Annotated in this window: 17 protein-coding genes and 21 tRNA genes; 34 read left to right on the top strand and 4 right to left on the bottom strand. The window is 29.3% G+C overall.

The window, feature by feature from the left end:
* Positions 1–41: 41 nt before the first annotated feature.
* The 6 genes from AC2A4K_RS14985 to ligA all read left to right on the top strand — a co-directional run bounded on the left by AC2A4K_RS14985 (position 42) and on the right by ligA (position 7,825).
* Positions 42–761 carry a pseudouridine synthase gene (locus AC2A4K_RS14985; protein ID WP_322505116.1) on the top strand — a complete coding sequence of 240 codons (720 nt, stop codon included), beginning with the start codon at positions 42–44 and terminating at the stop codon, positions 759–761.
* A 538-nt stretch (positions 762–1,299) separates the two neighbouring features.
* Entirely contained in the window at positions 1,300–1,971 is a 672-nt protein-coding gene (locus AC2A4K_RS14980) for an LPXTG cell wall anchor domain-containing protein (protein WP_322505117.1), read from the top strand.
* A 1-nt stretch (position 1,972) separates the two neighbouring features.
* On the top strand, positions 1,973–2,521 hold the full coding sequence (locus AC2A4K_RS14975) for a SipW-dependent-type signal peptide-containing protein (protein WP_322505118.1): 549 nt from the start codon (positions 1,973–1,975) through the stop codon (positions 2,519–2,521).
* A 16-nt stretch (positions 2,522–2,537) separates the two neighbouring features.
* Positions 2,538–3,266: a hypothetical protein gene (locus tag AC2A4K_RS14970; protein WP_322505119.1), complete on the top strand. Its 729-nt coding sequence runs from the start codon at positions 2,538–2,540 to the stop codon at positions 3,264–3,266.
* Between the two features lie 202 nt (positions 3,267–3,468).
* On the top strand, positions 3,469–5,721 hold the full coding sequence (gene pcrA, locus AC2A4K_RS14965) for a DNA helicase PcrA (protein WP_322505120.1): 2,253 nt from the start codon (positions 3,469–3,471) through the stop codon (positions 5,719–5,721).
* Positions 5,722–5,836: 115 nt separating this feature from the next.
* Complete coding sequence (ligA, locus tag AC2A4K_RS14960) at positions 5,837–7,825, top strand: NAD-dependent DNA ligase LigA (RefSeq protein ID WP_322505121.1); 1,989 nt, start codon at positions 5,837–5,839, stop codon at positions 7,823–7,825.
* A gap of 50 nt (positions 7,826–7,875) precedes the next feature.
* On the opposite strand, the gene AC2A4K_RS14955 is transcribed toward ligA, so the two are convergent.
* Positions 7,876–8,199, bottom strand: a complete 324-nt coding sequence (locus tag AC2A4K_RS14955; RefSeq protein ID WP_322505122.1) for a hypothetical protein — start codon at positions 8,197–8,199, stop codon at positions 7,876–7,878.
* Between the two features lie 176 nt (positions 8,200–8,375).
* On the opposite strand from AC2A4K_RS14955, the gene AC2A4K_RS14950 reads away from it, so the two are divergent.
* Positions 8,376–8,786 carry a restriction endonuclease gene (locus AC2A4K_RS14950; RefSeq protein WP_322505123.1) on the top strand — a complete coding sequence of 137 codons (411 nt, stop codon included), beginning with the start codon at positions 8,376–8,378 and terminating at the stop codon, positions 8,784–8,786.
* Between the two features lie 71 nt (positions 8,787–8,857).
* The gene (locus AC2A4K_RS14945) at positions 8,858–10,402 is read left to right on the top strand and encodes an ABC transporter substrate-binding protein (protein ID WP_322505124.1); all 1,545 of its coding nucleotides are present in this window, start codon (positions 8,858–8,860) and stop codon (positions 10,400–10,402) included.
* A 40-nt stretch (positions 10,403–10,442) separates the two neighbouring features.
* Here AC2A4K_RS14945 and AC2A4K_RS14940 read toward each other — a convergent pair whose 3' ends face one another.
* Positions 10,443–12,146 carry a hypothetical protein gene (locus AC2A4K_RS14940; RefSeq protein WP_416173365.1) on the bottom strand — a complete coding sequence of 568 codons (1,704 nt, stop codon included), beginning with the start codon at positions 12,144–12,146 and terminating at the stop codon, positions 10,443–10,445.
* A 229-nt stretch (positions 12,147–12,375) separates the two neighbouring features.
* Between AC2A4K_RS14940 and rph the strand changes: the two genes are divergently transcribed.
* From rph to AC2A4K_RS14820, 24 genes are all read left to right on the top strand, one after another.
* Complete coding sequence (gene rph, locus AC2A4K_RS14935) at positions 12,376–13,122, top strand: ribonuclease PH (RefSeq protein ID WP_322505126.1); 747 nt, start codon at positions 12,376–12,378, stop codon at positions 13,120–13,122.
* A gap of 1 nt (position 13,123) precedes the next feature.
* Positions 13,124–13,738, top strand: a complete 615-nt coding sequence (locus AC2A4K_RS14930; RefSeq protein WP_322505127.1) for an XTP/dITP diphosphatase — start codon at positions 13,124–13,126, stop codon at positions 13,736–13,738.
* Between the two features lie 11 nt (positions 13,739–13,749).
* The gene (locus tag AC2A4K_RS14925) at positions 13,750–14,220 is read left to right on the top strand and encodes a metallophosphoesterase (RefSeq protein WP_322505128.1); all 471 of its coding nucleotides are present in this window, start codon (positions 13,750–13,752) and stop codon (positions 14,218–14,220) included.
* Between the two features lie 211 nt (positions 14,221–14,431).
* Positions 14,432–14,507: transfer RNA gene (locus tag AC2A4K_RS14920), tRNA-Pro, on the top strand.
* Positions 14,508–14,511: 4 nt separating this feature from the next.
* Positions 14,512–14,585: transfer RNA gene (locus AC2A4K_RS14915), tRNA-Gly, on the top strand.
* A 78-nt stretch (positions 14,586–14,663) separates the two neighbouring features.
* Positions 14,664–14,740, top strand: a tRNA-Arg gene (locus AC2A4K_RS14910).
* A gap of 4 nt (positions 14,741–14,744) precedes the next feature.
* Positions 14,745–14,820: transfer RNA gene (locus AC2A4K_RS14905), tRNA-His, on the top strand.
* 3 nt (positions 14,821–14,823) lie between these two features.
* A tRNA-Gln gene (locus AC2A4K_RS14900) sits at positions 14,824–14,898 on the top strand.
* 6 nt (positions 14,899–14,904) lie between these two features.
* A tRNA-Lys gene (locus tag AC2A4K_RS14895) sits at positions 14,905–14,980 on the top strand.
* Between the two features lie 20 nt (positions 14,981–15,000).
* A tRNA-Lys gene (locus AC2A4K_RS14890) sits at positions 15,001–15,076 on the top strand.
* A gap of 9 nt (positions 15,077–15,085) precedes the next feature.
* Positions 15,086–15,169 (top strand) — tRNA-Leu (locus tag AC2A4K_RS14885).
* 26 nt (positions 15,170–15,195) lie between these two features.
* Positions 15,196–15,270 (top strand) — tRNA-Gly (locus AC2A4K_RS14880).
* 4 nt (positions 15,271–15,274) lie between these two features.
* Positions 15,275–15,348: transfer RNA gene (locus AC2A4K_RS14875), tRNA-Gly, on the top strand.
* Positions 15,349–15,423: 75 nt separating this feature from the next.
* Positions 15,424–15,500: transfer RNA gene (locus tag AC2A4K_RS14870), tRNA-Arg, on the top strand.
* 5 nt (positions 15,501–15,505) lie between these two features.
* Positions 15,506–15,581, top strand: a tRNA-Pro gene (locus AC2A4K_RS14865).
* 4 nt (positions 15,582–15,585) lie between these two features.
* Positions 15,586–15,659: transfer RNA gene (locus AC2A4K_RS14860), tRNA-Gly, on the top strand.
* Between the two features lie 35 nt (positions 15,660–15,694).
* Positions 15,695–15,771: transfer RNA gene (locus AC2A4K_RS14855), tRNA-Arg, on the top strand.
* A 4-nt stretch (positions 15,772–15,775) separates the two neighbouring features.
* A tRNA-His gene (locus tag AC2A4K_RS14850) sits at positions 15,776–15,851 on the top strand.
* 3 nt (positions 15,852–15,854) lie between these two features.
* Positions 15,855–15,929 (top strand) — tRNA-Gln (locus AC2A4K_RS14845).
* A 6-nt stretch (positions 15,930–15,935) separates the two neighbouring features.
* Positions 15,936–16,011, top strand: a tRNA-Lys gene (locus AC2A4K_RS14840).
* A 10-nt stretch (positions 16,012–16,021) separates the two neighbouring features.
* A tRNA-Leu gene (locus AC2A4K_RS14835) sits at positions 16,022–16,105 on the top strand.
* A gap of 23 nt (positions 16,106–16,128) precedes the next feature.
* A tRNA-Gly gene (locus AC2A4K_RS14830) sits at positions 16,129–16,203 on the top strand.
* A gap of 3 nt (positions 16,204–16,206) precedes the next feature.
* Positions 16,207–16,280, top strand: a tRNA-Gly gene (locus AC2A4K_RS14825).
* 46 nt (positions 16,281–16,326) lie between these two features.
* Positions 16,327–16,403: transfer RNA gene (locus tag AC2A4K_RS14820), tRNA-Arg, on the top strand.
* 57 nt (positions 16,404–16,460) lie between these two features.
* On the opposite strand, the gene AC2A4K_RS14815 is transcribed toward AC2A4K_RS14820, so the two are convergent.
* Together AC2A4K_RS14815 and AC2A4K_RS14810 are read right to left on the bottom strand one after the other, a co-directional pair.
* Entirely contained in the window at positions 16,461–17,153 is a 693-nt protein-coding gene (locus tag AC2A4K_RS14815) for a YjgB family protein (protein ID WP_488458831.1), read from the bottom strand.
* Between the two features lie 282 nt (positions 17,154–17,435).
* The gene (locus AC2A4K_RS14810; RefSeq protein ID WP_322505424.1) at positions 17,436–18,314 is read right to left on the bottom strand and encodes a LysR family transcriptional regulator; all 879 of its coding nucleotides are present in this window, start codon (positions 18,312–18,314) and stop codon (positions 17,436–17,438) included.
* A gap of 109 nt (positions 18,315–18,423) precedes the next feature.
* Between AC2A4K_RS14810 and AC2A4K_RS14805 the strand changes: the two genes are divergently transcribed.
* Positions 18,424–18,975, top strand: coding sequence for a chromate transporter (locus AC2A4K_RS14805; RefSeq protein ID WP_322505425.1), 552 nt, complete (start codon positions 18,424–18,426; stop codon positions 18,973–18,975).
* Entirely contained in the window at positions 18,962–19,531 is a 570-nt protein-coding gene (locus tag AC2A4K_RS14800; RefSeq protein ID WP_322505426.1) for a chromate transporter, read from the top strand. The genes AC2A4K_RS14805 and AC2A4K_RS14800 overlap by 14 nt, the downstream gene beginning before the upstream one ends.
* The last annotated feature ends 414 nt before the right edge of the window (positions 19,532–19,945 follow it).

The raw sequence follows: 19,945 nt of genomic DNA, 5'->3' as shown, positions 1-19,945 counted from the left end.
ACAGATATAAATGCAATTTTGTTAAAAGGAGTGATTAACTAGTGGAAAGATTGGATAAAGTCTTATCAAATTTAGGATACGGAACAAGAAAAGAAATAAAACAAGTTGTTAAAAAGGGACTTGTAACAATTAATGATAAAATAGTAAAAGATAATGGATTACAAATAGATCCTGAAAAAGACAAGATAGTTATAAATGGTGAAGAAGTAGAGTATAAAAAGTACATATATTTAATGATGAATAAGCCAGCTGGAGTAATTTCAGCAACTTATGATAAGAGAGATGAAACTGTTATTGACTTATTATATATGGAAGATCAAGTCTTTGAACCATTTCCAGTAGGAAGACTTGATAAGGATACAGTAGGGTTATTATTATTAACTAATGATGGAGACTTAAATCATAAGTTAATATCACCTAAGTATCATGTGGATAAAGTTTATTATGCTGAAATAGATGCACCTATAACAGATAAGGATATTAAAGCCTTTGAAAATGGTGTAACTTTAGATGATGGATATAAGTGTATGAGTGCTAAACTTAAAGTTATAGAAAACTTAGAAGACTCAGCTAGAGTAGAAGTCACTGTTCAAGAAGGAAAGTATCACCAAGTAAAAAGAATGTTTGAGGCAAGGGGTAAAAAAGTTGTTTATTTAAAAAGAACATCTTTTGGTAATCTTCCACTAGATGAAAATTTAGAAGAAGGCGAATATAAAGAGCTTTCTGAAAGTGAATTAGCGGTACTTTACAAAAATTTTTAGAAAATTAAATGATAATGATTGTGCTTGAAGAATTTATGTAGGAAAACTTGCAAAAAAAATATTAGATTACTTGCAATTTAAGTAAACATCTAATATAATAGTTGTGCGAGGATAAATAAAAGGAATAAATAGCCCCCTTTTTATTTATTGCTTATTGCTGAAACGCAACCTAGCCCCAAGGGTTGCGTTTTTTTATTTTATATAAATGCAAGAAAACTTGCAAGAATAATTAAAATTAAAAGAAAATATTCAAATATTATGTATAGAGTTAGTATATAAAAATACTAACTCTTTTTTTATATAAATAATAGTTTAAGTAAATTTATATATATAAGTTGAACTTTAATTTGTTTTTTATAAGTTTTGAAATAAGAGTAATGGCTTATTATATTTAGAAATATTTAATTTTATTCTTAACATTATATGATATTTTTTTAAAATATATGTTAAAAAGGTTATTTTTTTTATGTGCTATGAATATAAATATAGGGTTAAAAGAGAAGATTATGTTAAGGCTATAAAAAAAGGGGGAGGCAGTATGAGAAAAACTAAAAGTGTGTTTCTATGTACATTTTTAGCAATATTAACTTTTATGCTAGTTAAAAACACTGTTGTCTTTGCTGATGAAAAAGCTGGAGTAAGGGTAGATGTGGTAGAGGAAAATAATACTTTATTTGATGAAGAGGTTATTTGGAAACCTGGACATATAGAAGAAAGCTTACTTAATATTTCAAATAATTTAGATAAAGCTATAAAAATAAAAAATTTATCTTTTCATGATGATAGTATTTTTGACTATTTGAATTCTAAAAAGATAGATAAAAGTGATGAAATATATAAGCATTTTTTAGAGAATGCAGCAATTACTGTTAAAGATAATAAAGATATCATCTTTAAAGGAACCCTTGAGGATGTCTTTTCAAAAAGAAATATTAAATTAGAAAAAGAAATAATTGTACAAGCTAATGAAAGCAAGTCTATGGAATTAGAAATAAATCTTTCAGAGGATTTAGATGATAGAGGACAAGGAATACAACATGAATTTAGTGTTAGTGTTCATTATGAATATGAAGATGATAGTAATAATGGAAGTGGAGACTTACCAAATACAGGAGGCTTTAGCAATAAAGTATTTATGATTTTAGGAATACTTGCTTTAGGAGTAGGAAGAGCGGTATTAAAGTTACCTCAAAAGAGGGAGGAGGTTTAAGATGGAAAACGCTAAGATTAGAAAAATAACTGCATTAGTATTAGCTATAGGGATAACAGGAAGTGTTGGAAGTTTAGCTTATTTCTCTGATAAGGAAAAAATGAATGGAGAAATAAAATTAACCTTAGGTACTCTAAGTTCAGAAATAATTAAAGGAATTAAAATAGAAGGAATTGATATAGAAGTTCCTGTTAGTGATACATTTTTAATAACTAATAATGGTACATTAGATCAATCATTATTAATTAATTTTGAAAATTCATCAATAGGTAATGATGGATTAGAAAAAATAAAATATTCATTAAGTTTTAAAAGTAGTAAAGATAGAGAGCTAAAGTCATATGGAAATGGAGAAGAAACATTACTTTCTTTATTTGAAAATGGAGTTAAAGTAGTAGACTTAGATAACAATGAAATCATATTAGAAGAAGGTGAAATTTTAACAGCAACATTAACATTAAATATGCAAAGGGATATGCCAGAAAAATATTCAGGAACAGATTTTAATTTTGATTTAAGAGTTGGATATAATCAAGCAAATAATAAGTAGTAGGGGAGGAGTATAAGTGATTAGTAAAAATAAAATTATAGCATTAATTTTAGGAGTTTCACTTGCTTCAAGTGCTACTTATGGAAGTTATGCTTATTTTACAGGAGAGGATACTATTAATAATACTATTAAGATAGTGGAGTTAGATTTAAAAGATAGTGCTTTTGAAGTTTCTAAAATAAGCATTAGAGAGAATTCTTTAGTCTTAGAATTTTCTAAAAGAATATTTTACACTGGAGAGAATCTGGTTAATGATGTAGTTGGAAGTGAAAATTTTTTAGATGATGTTGAAATATCAATAGAAGGAAAGGAACTTATTATAACTAAAAAAGAGGGGGCATTTGTACTTCCAATAGGGTTAGAAAATAAGTTGCCTAGTATAACTTTAAATACAAATTTTGAAGACAGGTTTGGAAAAGATTTAGAAGAAATTACACTATATTTATATTCTGATTTCAATGAAAATATTAATTGGAGTTTGACTAATGATTATAAGGAGGATGTGATAGTACAGCCTGATAATGAGATTTTAGTTGAACCTCCAGTAGAAAATGAAGTTAATAATGAAGATATAGAAGCTCCTAAAGAAGAGGATAATAATTCTACTATAGAAAATAAATTACCAGAAAGTAATCAGGCAGAAGAAGAAAAAATAAATGAATTAGGTAAAGATAATGTAGAGGAAAATAATATTTCTGAGATATATAACAGTACTAATGAAGAAAAACAACCAATAGTAAATTAAAAGATTTTATTATAGGGTTATATATTAAAATTTAAATTTTAAATTTTTAGTATTAGATTTGAATTTAATGGTCACATTTTATAATGTGACCATTTATTTTTTTGTTAATCATGTAAAAGAATAATATGTCTGATAGAATATAATATATAGATTTATATGGTATAATAAAGTTTAGTTTTATTGTAGGAAGAGGAGTGATTTAATGGATTTAAAAAGCTTGCTTAATAAAGAACAATATGAAGCAGCAACAACAATTGATGGTCAAGTACTTATATTAGCAGGAGCAGGTTCTGGTAAAACTAGAGTACTTACACATAGAATAGCGTACATGATAGAAAAGGATATACAACCTTATAATATATTAGCAATAACATTTACAAATAAAGCAGCAGGAGAAATGAGAGAGAGGGTAAAATCTCTAGTTGGTGAAGTAGCAAATAATATGTGGATATCAACATTTCATTCATCTTGTGTAAGAATTTTAAGAAGAGAAATAGACAAATTAGGCTATAGTAAAGACTTCACAATATATGATTCATCAGATCAGAAAACATTAATAAAACTTGTAATGAAAGAGCTTAATATTAATGAAAAAGAGATAACTGATCAAGAGATTTTAGGTACTATAGGAAAAGCAAAAGATAATATACAAAGTGCGGAAAGTTTCAAAAAAGAAAATGAAGGAAATTTCAGAAAAAATAAAATAGCAGATGCCTATCTTTTATATCAAAAGAAATTAAAAGAAAATAATGCTCTAGATTTTGACGATTTAATAGTTAAAACAGTTGAACTATTTAAAAAGCATAGTGATGTATTAGATTTTTATCAAAATAAGTTTAAATACATAATGATAGATGAGTATCAAGATACAAATAAGGCCCAATATGAATTTGCTAAGCTTTTAGCAGCAAAATATAAAAACATATGTGTTGTTGGTGACGATGACCAATGTATTTATGCTTGGAGAGGTGCTGATATAAGAAATATATTAGACTTTGAAAAGGATTATCCAGAGGCTAAAGTTGTTAAACTTGAACAAAACTATAGATCAAAAGGAAATATCTTAGAGGCGGCTAACAAAGTTATAAAAAATAATGCAGAGAGAAAATTTAAAGTTTTAAGAACTGAGCAAGTAGAGGGAGAGAAAATAAGTATCCATAGAGCTTACTCAGATAAAATGGAATCATCTTTTGTAATTTCAGAAATAGAAAAGCTTAAAAGTGATAAAGGATATAAATACAAAGATTTCGCTGTTCTCTACAGAACAAATGCACAGTCACGTAACTTTGAGGAAGCTTTAAGAAGAGCAGGAATTCCATATAGAATTTTTGGGGGACTAAAATTCTATGATAGAAAAGAGATAAAAGATATCCTTTCATACTTAAAAATAATAGTGAATCCTAAGGATGCTATAAGTTTAAGAAGAATAATAAACGTTCCTAAAAGAAGTATTGGAGATGCCACTGTAGAAAAACTTCAAAATCATGCTAATGAAATAGAAGATACATTATACAATGTTTTATTAGATGTAGATTATGTACCAGGATTAACAGCTAGAAGTATAAATCCTATTAAAAAGTTTACTGATATGATGGAAGAAATAATGGTCATGTCAGAGCAATTAAGTGTATCTCAATTAATAGAATATGTTTTAGAGAAAACAGGTTACTTAAAAGCGCTTAAGGATTCTAATCTTATAGAAGATCAAAGTAGAATAGAAAACTTAGAGGAATTAGTTTCTGATGCTGTTGAATTTGAAAAGAGTAATGAAGAGGATAAATCATTATCAGCCTACTTAGAAAAAGTAGCTCTTGTTCAAGATATGGATGATTTAGAATCAGAAGATAACTATGTAATGCTTATGACAGTTCATAGTTCAAAGGGTCTTGAATTCCCAACTGTCTTCCTAGTTGGTATGGAAAATGGAATATTCCCAAGTGCAGCTTGTTTTGAACATGATAACCAAATGGAAGAGGCTAGAAGACTTTGCTATGTTGGAATAACTAGAGCAGAGGAAAAACTATATATGACATCAGCTGAAACAAGAATGATATTTGGTAAGACTGTAGCTTATTCACAATCAGACTTTATATCAGAAATTCCAGCTAATATAAAAGACTATGTAAATATTAATGGTAAAAGTTCAAGTAGCTCTTTCAAAAATAATGCTTCAACTTATGGAGAATCAAGAAAAAGTTATAATCCACATAAGCTTAGAACCACAATGAATGATTCTCAGGCTAGTGCAGCTTTAAATAAAATATTTTCAGAAAATGATAAAAAAGCTGATATCGATGAATTAACTATAGGAAGAAAGGTTAAGCATCCTAAGTTTGGAGTGGGAACATTAATAACAAAAAGTAAGGTTGGAGATGATTACAAACTTACAATAGCCTTTGATAGTCAAGGAGTTAAACACTTAATGTTTAGCTTTGCGCCACTAGAGCTTCTTTAATTTAAGGTTTGTTTTAGGTGAAATATGGTTTTACAGTTTTATGTAAAAATCAATAATAATAAGTAGCCTTAATTTTATAATGGAAATTTACTTTAATAAGGAGTAGATGAGTAAAATGGATAAGAAAAAAAGAATAGAAGAGTTAGTTGAAGAATTAAATAAGTATGCATATGAGTATTATGTTTTAGGAAATTCTTCAGTAACAGATAAAGATTATGATAAAAAGTACTATGAATTAGTAGATTTAGAAAAGGAAATAGGATATAAATTACCATATTCACCTACTCAAAGAGTTGGCGATGTAATTCTTCCTGAATTTAAGAAATATACTCATAAAGCTAGACTTTGGAGTTTAGATAAAGCGCAATCTTTAGATGAAATTAAAGAATGGCATAATAGAAATGTTAAGTTTATTGAAGAATATAATAGAACTTCAGGTGAAGAATTACCACCATTAAAATATATTTTAACTAAAAAATTTGATGGCTTAACAATAAACCTTTCTTATGATGAAAATGGAGTGTTGGTTACTGGTGCAACTAGAGGTACGGGAGCTATTGGAGAAGATGTAACAGCCCAAGTCAAAACTATAAAATCAATACCTTTAAAAATAAATTGTCATGACTTTTTAGAAATTCATGGAGAAGCTGTTATGACCACTGAAGCTTTTGAAAAATATAATTCAGAAGCGGATACTCCTCTTAAAAATTTAAGAAATGGAGCAGCAGGGGCTTTAAGAAATCTAAATGTAGCAGAGACAGCTAAAAGAAATCTTTCAGCTTTCTTCTATGATATTGGATATAAGGAAGGAACTCCATTTAAAACTTATATGGAGATGCTAGAATTCATAAAAGTTAAGGGATTTCCAATGGATGATTACATTAGAGAATGCACTACATTAGATGAAATTCAAAAAGAAATTGATTATATAAGAGATATAAGATTTGATTTAAATTATGACATAGATGGATTAGTTATAGCTATAGATGATATAAGAACAAGAGAACTTTTAGGTTATACAGTTAAGTTCCCTAAGTGGGCTATTGCATATAAGTTTGAGGCTCAAGAAGCTACAACTAAACTTTTAGATGTTGAATGGAATGTAGGTAGAAGTGGTAGAGTTTCACCAACGGCTATCTTGGAACCAGTAGAGTTAGCAGGGGTTACTGTTAAGAGAGCTACTTTAAATAATATGGACGATATAGCTAGAAAAGGAGTAAGATTAGGTGCTGAAGTCTTCGTAAGAAGAAGTAATGATGTTATTCCAGAAATTATGGGAGTAGTTCCAGAAAGTTTAGAGGGTACAAAAGAAATTGAAGAACCAAAGGTATGCCCAGCTTGTGGAGCTCACTTAGTTCATGAAGGAGTTCACATTTATTGTGAAAATACTTTAGGGTGTAAGCCTCAAATGGTTAAAACTATAGTTCACTTTGCAGGAAGAGAAGCTATGAATATAGCAGGATTCTCTGAAAGAACAGCAGAGCAATTATTTGAAAAACTTGATATAAGAGATATATCAGATCTTTATAAATTAGAGTATGAAAAATTATTAGACTTAGATAAATTTGGTCCAAAGAAAGCTCAAAATCTTTTAGATGCTATAGAAAAAAGTAAGAATTGTACTTTAGAAGCCTTTTTATATTCTTTAGGAATTCCTAATGTAGGAGTTAAGACTGCTAAGGATCTAGTTAAGCGATTTGAGTCTTTAGATAATTTAGAAAAGGCTACTTTTGAGGAATTAGTATCTGTTCAAGATGTTGGAGATATAGTTGCTAGAAGTATAATAGAATTCTTTAAAGAGGAAAGAACTTTAAAAGTTATAAATGAATTATTAGCTCTTGGAGTAAATCCTCATTATGAGAAAAAGGAAGTTTTAGAAAGTCCATTTATGGGTAAAACAGTAGTTGTAACTGGTACTTTAGAAAACTATTCTAGAACTTCAATAAAAGAAAAATTAGAGTCTTTAGGAGCAAAGGTTGCTGGAAGTGTAAGTAAAAAGACTGACTTTGTAATAGCAGGAGAAGCTGCAGGTTCAAAATATGATAAGGCAAAATCTTTAGGTGTTACTATATTAAGTGAAGAAGAATTTGAAAATATGATATAAAAATCAACATAGCAAAAAATAAAAGTCATGTGATTAATCTCACATGACTTTTATTTTTCGCTTATTTCTATAGCGTCTTCAATTTCTTTTGATATCTCTATATCTTCTTCTAAAGCTGGTTCAGCTATATCATCTTTATCTAAAAGGTTTTCTTTTATTTCAGAATATGAAACTGAGTCATCCATATCATTTAAGTTATCAAATATTTTTTCTTTATTTCTTATTAGAGATATGTTATGTGCTATTTTTTCAAGTAAATAATTTTTATATTTTATTTGTCTATATGCCTTGTTAGCTATAACAAAACTCCAGATTCCTAAGAACATCATTGTTAGCATGAAAAGTATAGCAATAACTTGAACTGCTAAAGTCATCTAACTTTACCTCCATATAAAATAATAAATAAATTATACCATAATAATAGGAAAAAATAGTGTTAAATAATTATTACATTAGAACATATAATTTAGTAAGCAATAAATGAGGAGAGAAAACTATGCTCAAATCCTTTTATATTTTATTGAACTCAAAAAATATAGAAAAGTCACTTATGAAGTTCAGGAAAATATCAATAAAAAAAGTAAGTCAAATAATAATTAAAGAGTGTATTAAAGAAAATTTAAATTATGAAATAATCAAAAAAAATAATAATGAATTTTTAATCGAAATAAGTTCTAGTAGAAAGAAGACATTAATAGCATTTCACAAAATATTAGCTGTAACAATTTATGATTATGATAGATTTATACATTTAATGCAAGATAGAGAAGTTGATAAAGGCGTATATATAACTACGGGAGTATTTCAACAGGATGTCTATAACAGAGTAGAAACAGATAGATTTATAAACAAAATAAAACTTTTAGATGGAAAAGAGTTTGTTGTTAAGCAAAGATGGATAAAGAGGAAAAAACATCATCATATTTCCTATGATAAATTAAGTTTTAAATCTTTATTCTAAGGTGTAAGTATTTCTTTTATTAAAATTGTCAATAATCTAGAGGGTAAAAGATTATTGAAGGAGATATTTACATGAAGAAAGTAATTTTATTTATATGTTTAATAGTTTTGTTAAGCGTAGGTTTGCTGAAGAGTTATGTAGAGGTAACTCCAGTTTCTACTGTTAATTTTAAAACTAATGAAAGCTTAATATATGCAGTTGATAGCCTACCAAATTCTATAAGCCCTAGTGAGTTCGTAAGTAGGGGAGAAGAAGATTTAACATGCTCTATATTTTCAGGATTAATTGAGTTAAATGAAAAAGGAGAGCCAATCCCAGACCTAGCTATGGGATGGAAGGTTAGTGAAGATGGACTTGAATATACATTTAAGATTAATGAGGAAAATAAGTGGAGTAATGGTAAGGAAATAGTAGCTAAAGATTTTCAGATATTCTTTAGGGAGTTATTAAGTCCAGATAATGAAGAGTATTCAAGTGATGAATTAGATAGCATATATGGAGTTAAGGAATATAGAGAAGGAAAATCAGATTTTAGTAAGGTAGCTATTAATAGCCCAGATGATTATACACTTACTATAAGAATGAATAATAAGGATGATCAATTGTTAAAAAAATTATCAAAACCTATATATAGATTAAGAGATTTAAATGAACCTTTAGATAATTATAAAAAAGATTTTAATCAAGTATCATATACTGGTCCTTATACTATATATGATATAACTGATAATGGATTTATTCACTTGAAAGACAACCCATATAATAAAAGTCAACTTGAAATAAAAGATGTAGTTTTAAAGGAAAAAGAAGCTGATGAAGTTGAACTAGCTGCTTTTAATTTGAATAAAGTAGATATTTTAAAAAATCCTCCAATAATATATTCAGATGACTTAGGTTTATATAAGGACTTAAGTAAATTTAATAATGAAACTTTAAAGGTTATGCTTGTAAATAGTGAAAATCCTGAATTAAGCCAAGGAATATCTTCTATTATGAATGTTCTGATTAATGAAAGTAATATATTAAAAAATAATTTGGGAGAACCTTATGTGAATTTAATAGATAATAAAGAAAAGCTCTCATTAAAAAATAAACAAAGTAGTGAATTAAATCATAAAATAAGTGATGGGGAAAAAAATAATTATAGAGAAATAGCAAAAAGTAAATTGAAAAAATGTATTGATGAAAATGAAGTATTAAAAATAATTATAGAAGATAAAGAAGAGGATAAAATATTAGCAAATGAGCTAAAAAGTTTCTTAGAAAAAGAGTTATCTATAAAAAGTATAATTAAAGTACATGAAGAGGGAATTGATGAAGTTATAAAAAAAGGAGATTTTAATATAGCTTTAGTGGAATTAAATTTAAATAAAGATGAAGAATTATTAGAAGAATCCAAAGAAGAGATCAGTGATTTAGAAAATGAGGAAAAGGATTCAGTTGATAGTAATACTGAGGAAAATTTAGAAAATAAAGAAAAAGAAATGTTTTTAAAAGAAGAGAACTTGAGTTTAATAAGCTTATATTTTAAAAATGATGTTTGGTGTAAATCTCAAAAGGTTAATTATCTATTTATAGATGGAAATGGGAATTTAATATTTAAATATAGTAGTTAATAAAGAAGCTGTATCAAATAATATTTGATACAGCTTTTTATCACAAATCTGTGGAAGTAAGAACATTTTTCATTTTATCATCTAGATTTTCTTCTTTTACATCAGTTGTATTAGAGCCTTCAGAAATTTCTCTAGGTAAAATTCCATTAGTTACTGGAGGAGGAATTGGATGAATTTTGCTTGGTTCTTTTATAATTTTATCTTCTGTTTCTATAGTATTTGGAGGAATTAAAGGATCCTCTATATCTGGTGTTTTATTGACATCTAGTTTGTCTATGTTCTCTACATCTTTTATTGCTTCTATTTTTTCTATTGAAAGAGTATATTTTTCTTCTACATTTGCATCAGTAATATAATCAATATATCTATCAATAAAGCTATCTATAAATACAAAGAATATAAACATATTTTTTGTACTATCAAAAGTAGTTTTATCAGAAGTGAAAATTGATTTTCTATTAGAGTATTTTATATTCTTTACAAAGATAGGTGCCATTCCAGTAAGTTCAGGACTATTAGCATTTGTTATTCTAAACATTGATTCATCAATTAAATCATCTGGTTTTAAAGAGAATTTTTTATATCTTTCATGAGAATCTAGGTTTGGAGCGTCTGGGAAACTAGTAACCATTCCAGAATTTATCACATAGTTTTTATAGACTTTAGCTATTATATTTTCTCTTTTTTCTGAGCCTTCTTTATCTATATCAAAAGATATTAAGAGATTTGTTAAGTATAAACAGATTTCAACGTTAGAATATTTATATTCTTTTTTATCTGTTCCTTTTATTATTATTCCTTTATCATCATTAAACATGTTGCTGAAAAGTTCAATTAAGTCTAAGTAAGCATCTTTAAATATAAGTATGTTTGTATTCTTGTAGCTTAAGTACATATTTAATGCTAAAAGTGATGTTGTTTCAATGTCAGAAAATGTATTACTTGATTCGTAGTATTTATTTAGTATAAAGTCAGACAAGTCTAAAACTAAGGACTTACAATCTTCGCTATTAGAGTATAGAAGCATGTTATTTAAACAATAGTTTATCTTACAACATTCATCTAGTGGAAGTGAGTAAATTTCATCCTTAAAATTGATGAACATGTTTAATATTTGAAAAGCAAAGTCTTCATAAGTTTTACTATCTGGATCTTCAGGACAGATAGTACTATACAAATAGTATGCTAACATCATAAACGCTTGATCTGAATAAGATATAGCATCCTCTTTTTCACTTATGTTCAATCCAGATTTAGATGAAGAATCCTCATTTTTTTTATTTACAAAGAAACCTTCAGGATTTCTTAGATAATTATAATAAAAGTCAAGTTGTAGTTTGCTTAAATTTTTATAAAAAGCAACTTTTTTATAGAGAGCATTATTAATTTTTTTAAACTTTTCATAGTAAGGACAAAGTCTTAAAATAGAAAGGGTCATTAATGCATTAGAGGAAATAGGGATATCCTTTTTAAATGTTGTATCATCCCAAGTTTTTGAATACTTAGAAGAATAGATATTAGGTTTTGCTTTTCTGTATATGCATACTAATGGAGTATTATTTTTAAAAAAGGAAATTTCATCTTTTTTAAAATTTTCTTTAAGATTTTTATAGTTTGTAGATATTCCACATCTAGATTCAAGTACTATGTGGTTTACTGATTCTTTTGAAAGAAAAAGTAATTGTGATTTTATCTCTTCTTTTGAAAGAGAATTTTTTTTGAAGAATGAACCTATATATTTCAAATAATTCACCTCATGATATTATTTCTTATATATATTAATATGAATTTTTATTATAAATATTACCTGGTGAGTATATAATACCTTTATAGAAAATATAGAGTTTAAGTAATTTTCGTAAGTATATTTATTAGTGGATTTTAATAGGTAAAATATTGATAAAGGATAAAATAACCAATATACTATTCTTATAATTAGTGTTTGAAATTAAAATAAGGTAAGGAGATATTGAATGAGAAGTAGTGGAAGAAAAAAAGAACAGATAAGACCAGTTAAAATAACAAGAAACTTCACAAAGTATGCTGAGGGTTCTGTACTAATAGAAGTAGGAGATACAAAGGTATTATGTACTGCTTCTATAGAAGATAAGGTTCCACCTTTTTTAAAAGGTTCAGGTGAAGGATGGATAACTGCTGAATATAATATGCTTCCAAGGAGTACTCAAAGTAGAAAGCAAAGAGATATAAATAAATTAAAAATAGATGGAAGAACAATGGAAATACAAAGGCTTATAGGAAGAGCACTTAGAGCCGCTGTAGATATGAAAGCTTTAGGAGAAAAAACTATTTGGATAGATTGTGATGTTCTTCAAGCTGATGGTGGAACAAGAACAACTTCTATTACCGGTTCTTTTGTAGCTTTAATTGATGCTGTAAATAAACTTCATCAAAAGAAACCTTTTGAGGTATATCCAGTAAGAAATTTTGTTAGTGCAATAAGTGTAGGGATAGTAGGTGGAGAGAAAATATTAGATTTATGTTATGAGGAAGATCATATTGCCAAGGTTGATATGAATGTTGTCATGACAGAAGAGGGCGAGTTTATAGAAATTCAAGGAACAGGAGAAGCTGGTCCTTTTTCAAGAAAAGAATTGGATGAATTATTAAATCTTGCTGAAAAAGGAGCAAGACAAATGATACAAGCACAAAAAGATGCTTTAAAAACTGATTCTTTATGGATTGGAACAGGGAGAGAATAAGATGAAAAGATTTATATTAGCAAGTAATAATGCACATAAGATTAAAGAGATAAAAGAAATATTAAAGGATTTTGATTTTGAGATATTATCTTTAAAAGAAGCTGGAATAGACATAGATGTTGAGGAAGATGGGAAAACTTTTGAAGAGAATTCTTTTAAGAAAGCTGATGAAATAAGAAAATATTTAGATAGCCAAGGTGAATGTGATTTTATTGTAATGGCTGATGATTCTGGCTTAGAAGTAGAATATTTAAATGGAGAACCAGGAATATATTCAGCTAGATATGCTGGGGAACACGGCAATGATGCAAAAAACAATGAAAAGTTATTAAATGAATTAAAAGGTATTAAAGAGGAAAATAGAAAGGCTAATTTTATATGCGTAATAGTAGCTGTTACAGATAAGGGAGAAAAGATAGTAGCTGAAGGAAAAAGCTATGGGATAATTTTAGAAGAGTTAAGTGGAAATGAAGGGTTTGGATATGATCCATTATTCTTTGTACCAGAATATAAAAAGACTTTTGCAGAAATGACTTCAGATGAAAAAAATGCTATTAGTCATAGAGGGAGAGCTTTAGAAAAACTAAAGAGTAAGTTAAAAGATTTACTTAAATAGGAGGAGAAGGAATGAGGGTAGCTATAGTAAGTGATACACATGGAGTTACAAATGTTATTGAATATATAAAAACGTTATTAAATGATTCAGATGTGCTTATACATTTAGGAGATAGTATAAATGATGCTAAGCTTTTAAGTTCAGGATTTAATGGAAAGGTATATGCCGTTATAGGTAATTGTGATTATGAGAAAGATGGCGAAGTAGAACAAGTCATTGAAATAGAAGGGAAAAAGTTTTTAATAACCCATGGACATAAGTATGAGGTTAAATATGGCTTAGACAGAATATACTATAGAGGAATGGAATTAGGAGTGGACGGAGTTATTTTTGGACATACACATAGAAAAATAGCATTACAAGAAGGAAATATGTGGATTATTAATCCTGGTAGCCCCTCTATACCTAAAGATGGTGAAGCTAGTATAGCATTTATGGATATAAATGGTGATAATACAAGTGTGAGATTTTTTGCTATATAATTAGAATATAATTTAACAAGAATAGGTGTTAATATATAAAAAATGTTATGTATTAACACTTTTTTTGAAAAGAAAACCTAGATTTAATCAGGGGTTCAGAGGATTCGATAAATTTTTTAAAAAAAACTTTGCAAAAAGTGTTGACAGAATAATAAGTATACTGTAGAATAACTATTGTCGTCGCGAGAGAGCGGCGGTGAAACAAAGCCTTCGGGGTGTGGCGCAGATGGGAGCGCGCGTGGTTTGGGACCATGAGGTCGCAGGTTCGATCCCTGTCACCCCGACCATTATGCGGGTGTAGTTCAATGGTAGAACACCAGCCTTCCAAGCTGGATACCCGGGTTCGATTCCCGGTACCCGCTCCACAAAATGTTTAAAATGTTAAGCAAAAAATGCTTGACAAAACATTTCAAACTAATTAAAATAAATTTTGTTTTCAATGTGTATCTTTAGCTCAGCTGGATAGAGCAACGGCCTTCTAAGCCGTGGGTCAGGGGTTCGAATCCCTTAAGGTACACCATATGGTGGGCGTAGTTCAGTTGGTAGAGCACCAGATTGTGGCTCTGGTTGTCGCGAGTTCGAGTCTCGTCGCTCACCCCATATTGGGATATCGCCAAGCGGTAAGGCAACGGACTTTGACTCCGTCATTCGCAGGTTCAAATCCTGCTATCCCAGCCAAAATGTGATTTGCTAGCTCAGTCGGTAGAGCACGTGACTTTTAATCACGGTGTCCAGGGTTCGATTCCCTGGCAGATCACCAAAACAAAATTTTAAAATTATGATTTGCTAGCTCAGTCGGTAGAGCACGTGACTTTTAATCACGGTGTCCAGGGTTCGATTCCCTGGCAGATCACCAATTTAATTTGCAGGTGTGGCGGAATTGGCAGACGCACTAGACTTAGGATCTAGCGCCTACGGCGTGGGGGTTCGACTCCCTTCACCTGCACCAATTAAATTATACTAAAGCATTTTTATGCGGGAGTGACTCAATGGTAGAGTGTCACCTTGCCAAGGTGAAAGTTGCGAGTTCGAGTCTCGTCTTCCGCTCCAATATGCGGGTGTAGTTCAATGGTAGAACACCAGCCTTCCAAGCTGGATACCTGGGTTCGATTCCCAGTACCCGCTCCACTAAATATTTAAAATGTTAAGTAAAAATGCTTGACAAAATGTTAAAAAACATTTAAAATAAATATTGTTTGATGTGTATCTTTAGCTCAGCTGGATAGAGCAACGGCCTTCTAAGCCGTGGGTCAGGGGTTCGAATCCCTTAAGGTACACCACACTTCGGGGTGTGGCGCAGATGGGAGCGCGCGTGGTTTGGGACCATGAGGTCGCAGGTTCGATCCCTGTCACCCCGACCATTATGCGGGTGTAGTTCAATGGTAGAACACCAGCCTTCCAAGCTGGATACCCGGGTTCGATTCCCGGTACCCGCTCCATAAATGTTTAAAATCATTTCAAAATTTATTAATGTGTATCTTTAGCTCAGCTGGATAGAGCAACGGCCTTCTAAGCCGTGGGTCAGGGGTTCGAATCCCTTAAGGTACACCATATGGTGGGCGTAGTTCAGTTGGTAGAGCACCAGATTGTGGCTCTGGTTGTCGCGAGTTCGAGTCTCGTCGCTCACCCCATATTGGGATATCGCCAAGCGGTAAGGCAACGGACTTTGACTCCGTCATTCGCAGGTTCAAATCCTGCTATCCCAGCCAAAACTTGATTTGCTAGCTCAGTCGGTAGAGCACGTGACTTTTAATCACGGTGTCCAGGGTTCGATTCCCTGGCAGATCACCAAATTTAATTTGCAGATGTGGCGGAATTGGCAGACGCACTAGACTTAGGATCTAGCGCCTACGGCGTGGGGGTTCGACTCCCTTCATCTGCACCAATTAAATTTAAACAAGCATTCATGCGGGAGTGACTCAATGGTAGAGTGTCACCTTGCCAAGGTGAAAGTTGCGAGTTCGAGTCTCGTCTTCCGCTCCATATGCGGGTGTAGTTCAATGGTAGAACACCAGCCTTCCAAGCTGGATACCCGGGTTCGATTCCCGGTACCCGCTCCATTCAAAAGATAACCATTTCGGTTATCTTTTTTTTATTTAAATATAAGCATCTATAGCTCAGCTGGATAGAGCGTTGGACTTCGAATCCACAGGTCGCGAGTTCGAATCTTGCTAGGTGCACCAAAAAAGAGTTACAGAAATTCTGTAACTCTTTTTATATTTAAAGATAATTATATTGATTTACCATTCTCTTCCGCTATCTCCAGCCATAGAGTTTTGAGTTATACCTGGATATAGAACAGAGTAATGTTTTAACTTATATGTACTAGTATTAAAAACAAACAGTATTTTAAAATCCTTTGTTATCTTATATCCAATAATTTTTTCTTTTGATTTAGTGGTTACATCGTAGTCAGGTTTTCCGAAAAGTTTTTCTACATCATTTAAGTCTAAGTTATTTAAATTCTTATCTAAAGATCTGATTTCAAAGATTTGATCTCCTTTATTACATCCAAAGGATAAGTTATAGGAATCAAAATTAAAATAGGTTCCTTTAGCTTCAGCAACATAATCCTCACTGGAAGGTTCTCCTAACTTAGAAGTTACAGTATATATTGAATCGCCTAAAGTAAAGTTAGAATCAATAACTTGGCCCTTTGCAGCTTTGTCTTTTATATTTTTTAATAATTTTTCTGTATCTGAATTTACTTTATTATTATTATTTTCGGAAATATTATTATTATTATGTGATGAATTGTTATTAGCGTTGGATTTTTCAGTATTATTAGAATTATTGTTATTATTAGAATTTGCTTGATTATTATTGATTATTTCTACAGATGAGTTAGAGGAGGAATTAGTACAACCTAAAAATATTACTGAAAAACTTATAATAATCAAAATTGGTATAAGCAACTTTTTCAATTTAACCACTCCTTTTTTTATTTGAAAAATTAATTATATTATATATTTTTTTTACAGAATAGTTAACAAAATTATTAATTAATAAGACTAAATAATCAGATTAAATATAAGTTAGATTAACATTAATTTTGAATATTACAGAAATCTTTCTATGCTATTTTTTTGCTTATATTATAAGAATTATTTTTACTTAATATATAAAAAATATATTATAAACATATTTTTTATATATTTTTTTGTAAAGGATATAAAATGGTATATTATATAAGTAAGCTATTTAAAACACTAAGGTTATATATTATTATTATTGATAAATAATTTTATAAAACTTTCGGCAGCTTTTGAAAGTGGAGTACTTTTTCTATGGATTACTCCGAGACTTGTACATAAATTGGGCTCATCTAATACTTTTAATTGAAGATTAGGAATTTCAATCATTTTTGATGCTGATTTTGGAATAAGTGCTATTCCAAGTCCCGCTTTAGCCCATAGCAATGTAGTTCTAGCATCATCATTTTTACAAAAACAATTTAAATTAATATTATTTTTTTCAAAGATTGATGTTATTAAAGATTCAAAACGTCTATAGAAAATTAAAGGTTTATTATCTAAAGAGGAAATAGAAATTACATCTTTATCTATACCAATAAAGTATTCTTTTTTAGCAACAGCAACCATTGGTTCTGATTTTAAAAAGTAAGAGACTATATTTTTAGATTTAAATGGGGTTCTAACTAATGCTATCTCAATAATGTTGTTTTCAAGCATATCAAGCATTTCAAATGTTGTTCCTTCATGGACTTCAAATTTTATATTAGGATTTGCTTGGTGAAAATCTTTCATTCTATGAGATAAGAGTTCAGTACCAGATGATGATATGGTTCCAAGTCTTAAAGTTCCTTTGACACCATTATCAAAATCCCTTAAATCTTTTATGGCTGTATTAGTTAAAGATACTATATTACAAGCATGTTTATATAGAAGTTTGCCTGAATCAGTTAAAGTTATGCTACGAGATCCTCTTTCAATAAGCTTTGTACCTAATTCTTCTTCAAGAAGTTTTAATTGCATGCTTAAAGGAGGCTGTGAAATATGTAGTCTTTTCGCAGCAGAAGTTATATTTCCTTCCTCAGCAATAGCAATAAAATATTTAAGATGTTTTATATCCATGATAAGACCTCGCTTTACTTTTTATATTAAGTAAACTTTAATATAAAAAATTTTTTTTGTAAATATTATAGATTTTAAATAATTAGTCAATAGAAAGGAGTTCTTATATATGAAAGAATTAATTGAATTATATCTTCTTTTTGTAAAACTAGGATTTATGAATTTTGGTGGTGGATATGCTTTATTTCCAATACTACAAAAAGAAATAATCGAAAAAAGAAAATGGATTACCAATGAAGAACTCATGGATTATTATGCAATTGGACAATGTACTCCAGGGGTAATTGCAGTAAATACTGCTACATTTATAGGACATAAAAGAAAAGGTAATTTAGGAGGAATATTTGCAACTCTTGGATTTGTAACACCATCCTTAATATTAATAACAATAATTGCTACTTTTATTGGGAATTTTTCTGATCTTCCAATAGTTAAAAATGCCTTTGCAGGTATTCGTGTATGTGTATCTGTACTAATTTTAAATACAGCAATAAAACTAGTGAAGACATCAGTTATTGATGTTAAGACATTGATGATTTTTATATTTGTAGCTGGTTTTTCTATATTTACAAATATATCTCCTGTTCTATTTATAATAATAGCAGGAATAGCTGGTATTGTACTTAAGGGACTTGGAGGTAGAAAAAATGCTAATAGTTAGATTGTTTTTTGAATTTTTTAAGGTTGGCCTTTTTGCAGTAGGTGGAGGAGCAGCTACTATTCCATTTCTTTATGATATTTCAGATAGAACACATTGGTTTACTCATACTGATCTTGCAAATATGGTTGCTATATCTCAATCAGTACCAGGAGCAATGGGAATTAACATGGCAACTTATGTTGGTTATGCAACTGATGGTATTATAGGAGGAATTGTTGCAACTATAGGTATTGTTGTTCCTTCAATTATTATAATTCTACTTGTAGCAAGAGTATTAAGCAAATTTAAAGAAAATAAAATTGTTGCGGATTGCTTTTATGGGTTACGTCCAGCATCAACAGGACTTCTTTTTGCTGCTGGATTTGAGATAGTTAAGATATCAATATTGACTTTAGATAAATATGATAAAACGCATAATATTTTTGACATAGTTTCTTTTAAAGCTTTAATATTAGCTATAATTTTATACTTTTTAATAAACAAGTTTAAAAAGTCACCAATTTTTTATATAGCTCTATCAGCTATTATTGGAATTATATTTAATTTTGCACAATAAAGCATTTTTGAAAAGAGAGAAAATTTATAAATATAAAAAGAGATTTAATTACTAGAGAACTTACTTTTCAAAGTAAGTTCTCTAGTAATTTATATTTACAAATATATTTTAGATAATCTTATATTATGAATGAAAATATGATAACTAAGAAGTCAAAATGTAACCATAATAAATAAGATTAAGATAAATTTCGATTTAAAATACAAAAAAGACATACTAATCATAGTAAAACTGAACCAAGTGTATCTATAAAAGAAAAATGGAGAAAAAAGACGTAATTTAAAGAAATATTAATTTAATTATGTTAAATAGATTAGACTAAATGAAAAGGCATTTATAATTGTGATATCATAAATATCGTCATCAAGAACAAGCGACAAACAAGTTGCAAGATGACAATGGTCTTTGAAAATT

It is taken from the genome of Clostridium sp. LIBA-8841 (assembly GCF_057782475.1).
The sequence above is the reverse complement of the archived record's forward strand: the minus strand, read 5'-3'. Positions and strand labels throughout refer to the sequence as shown.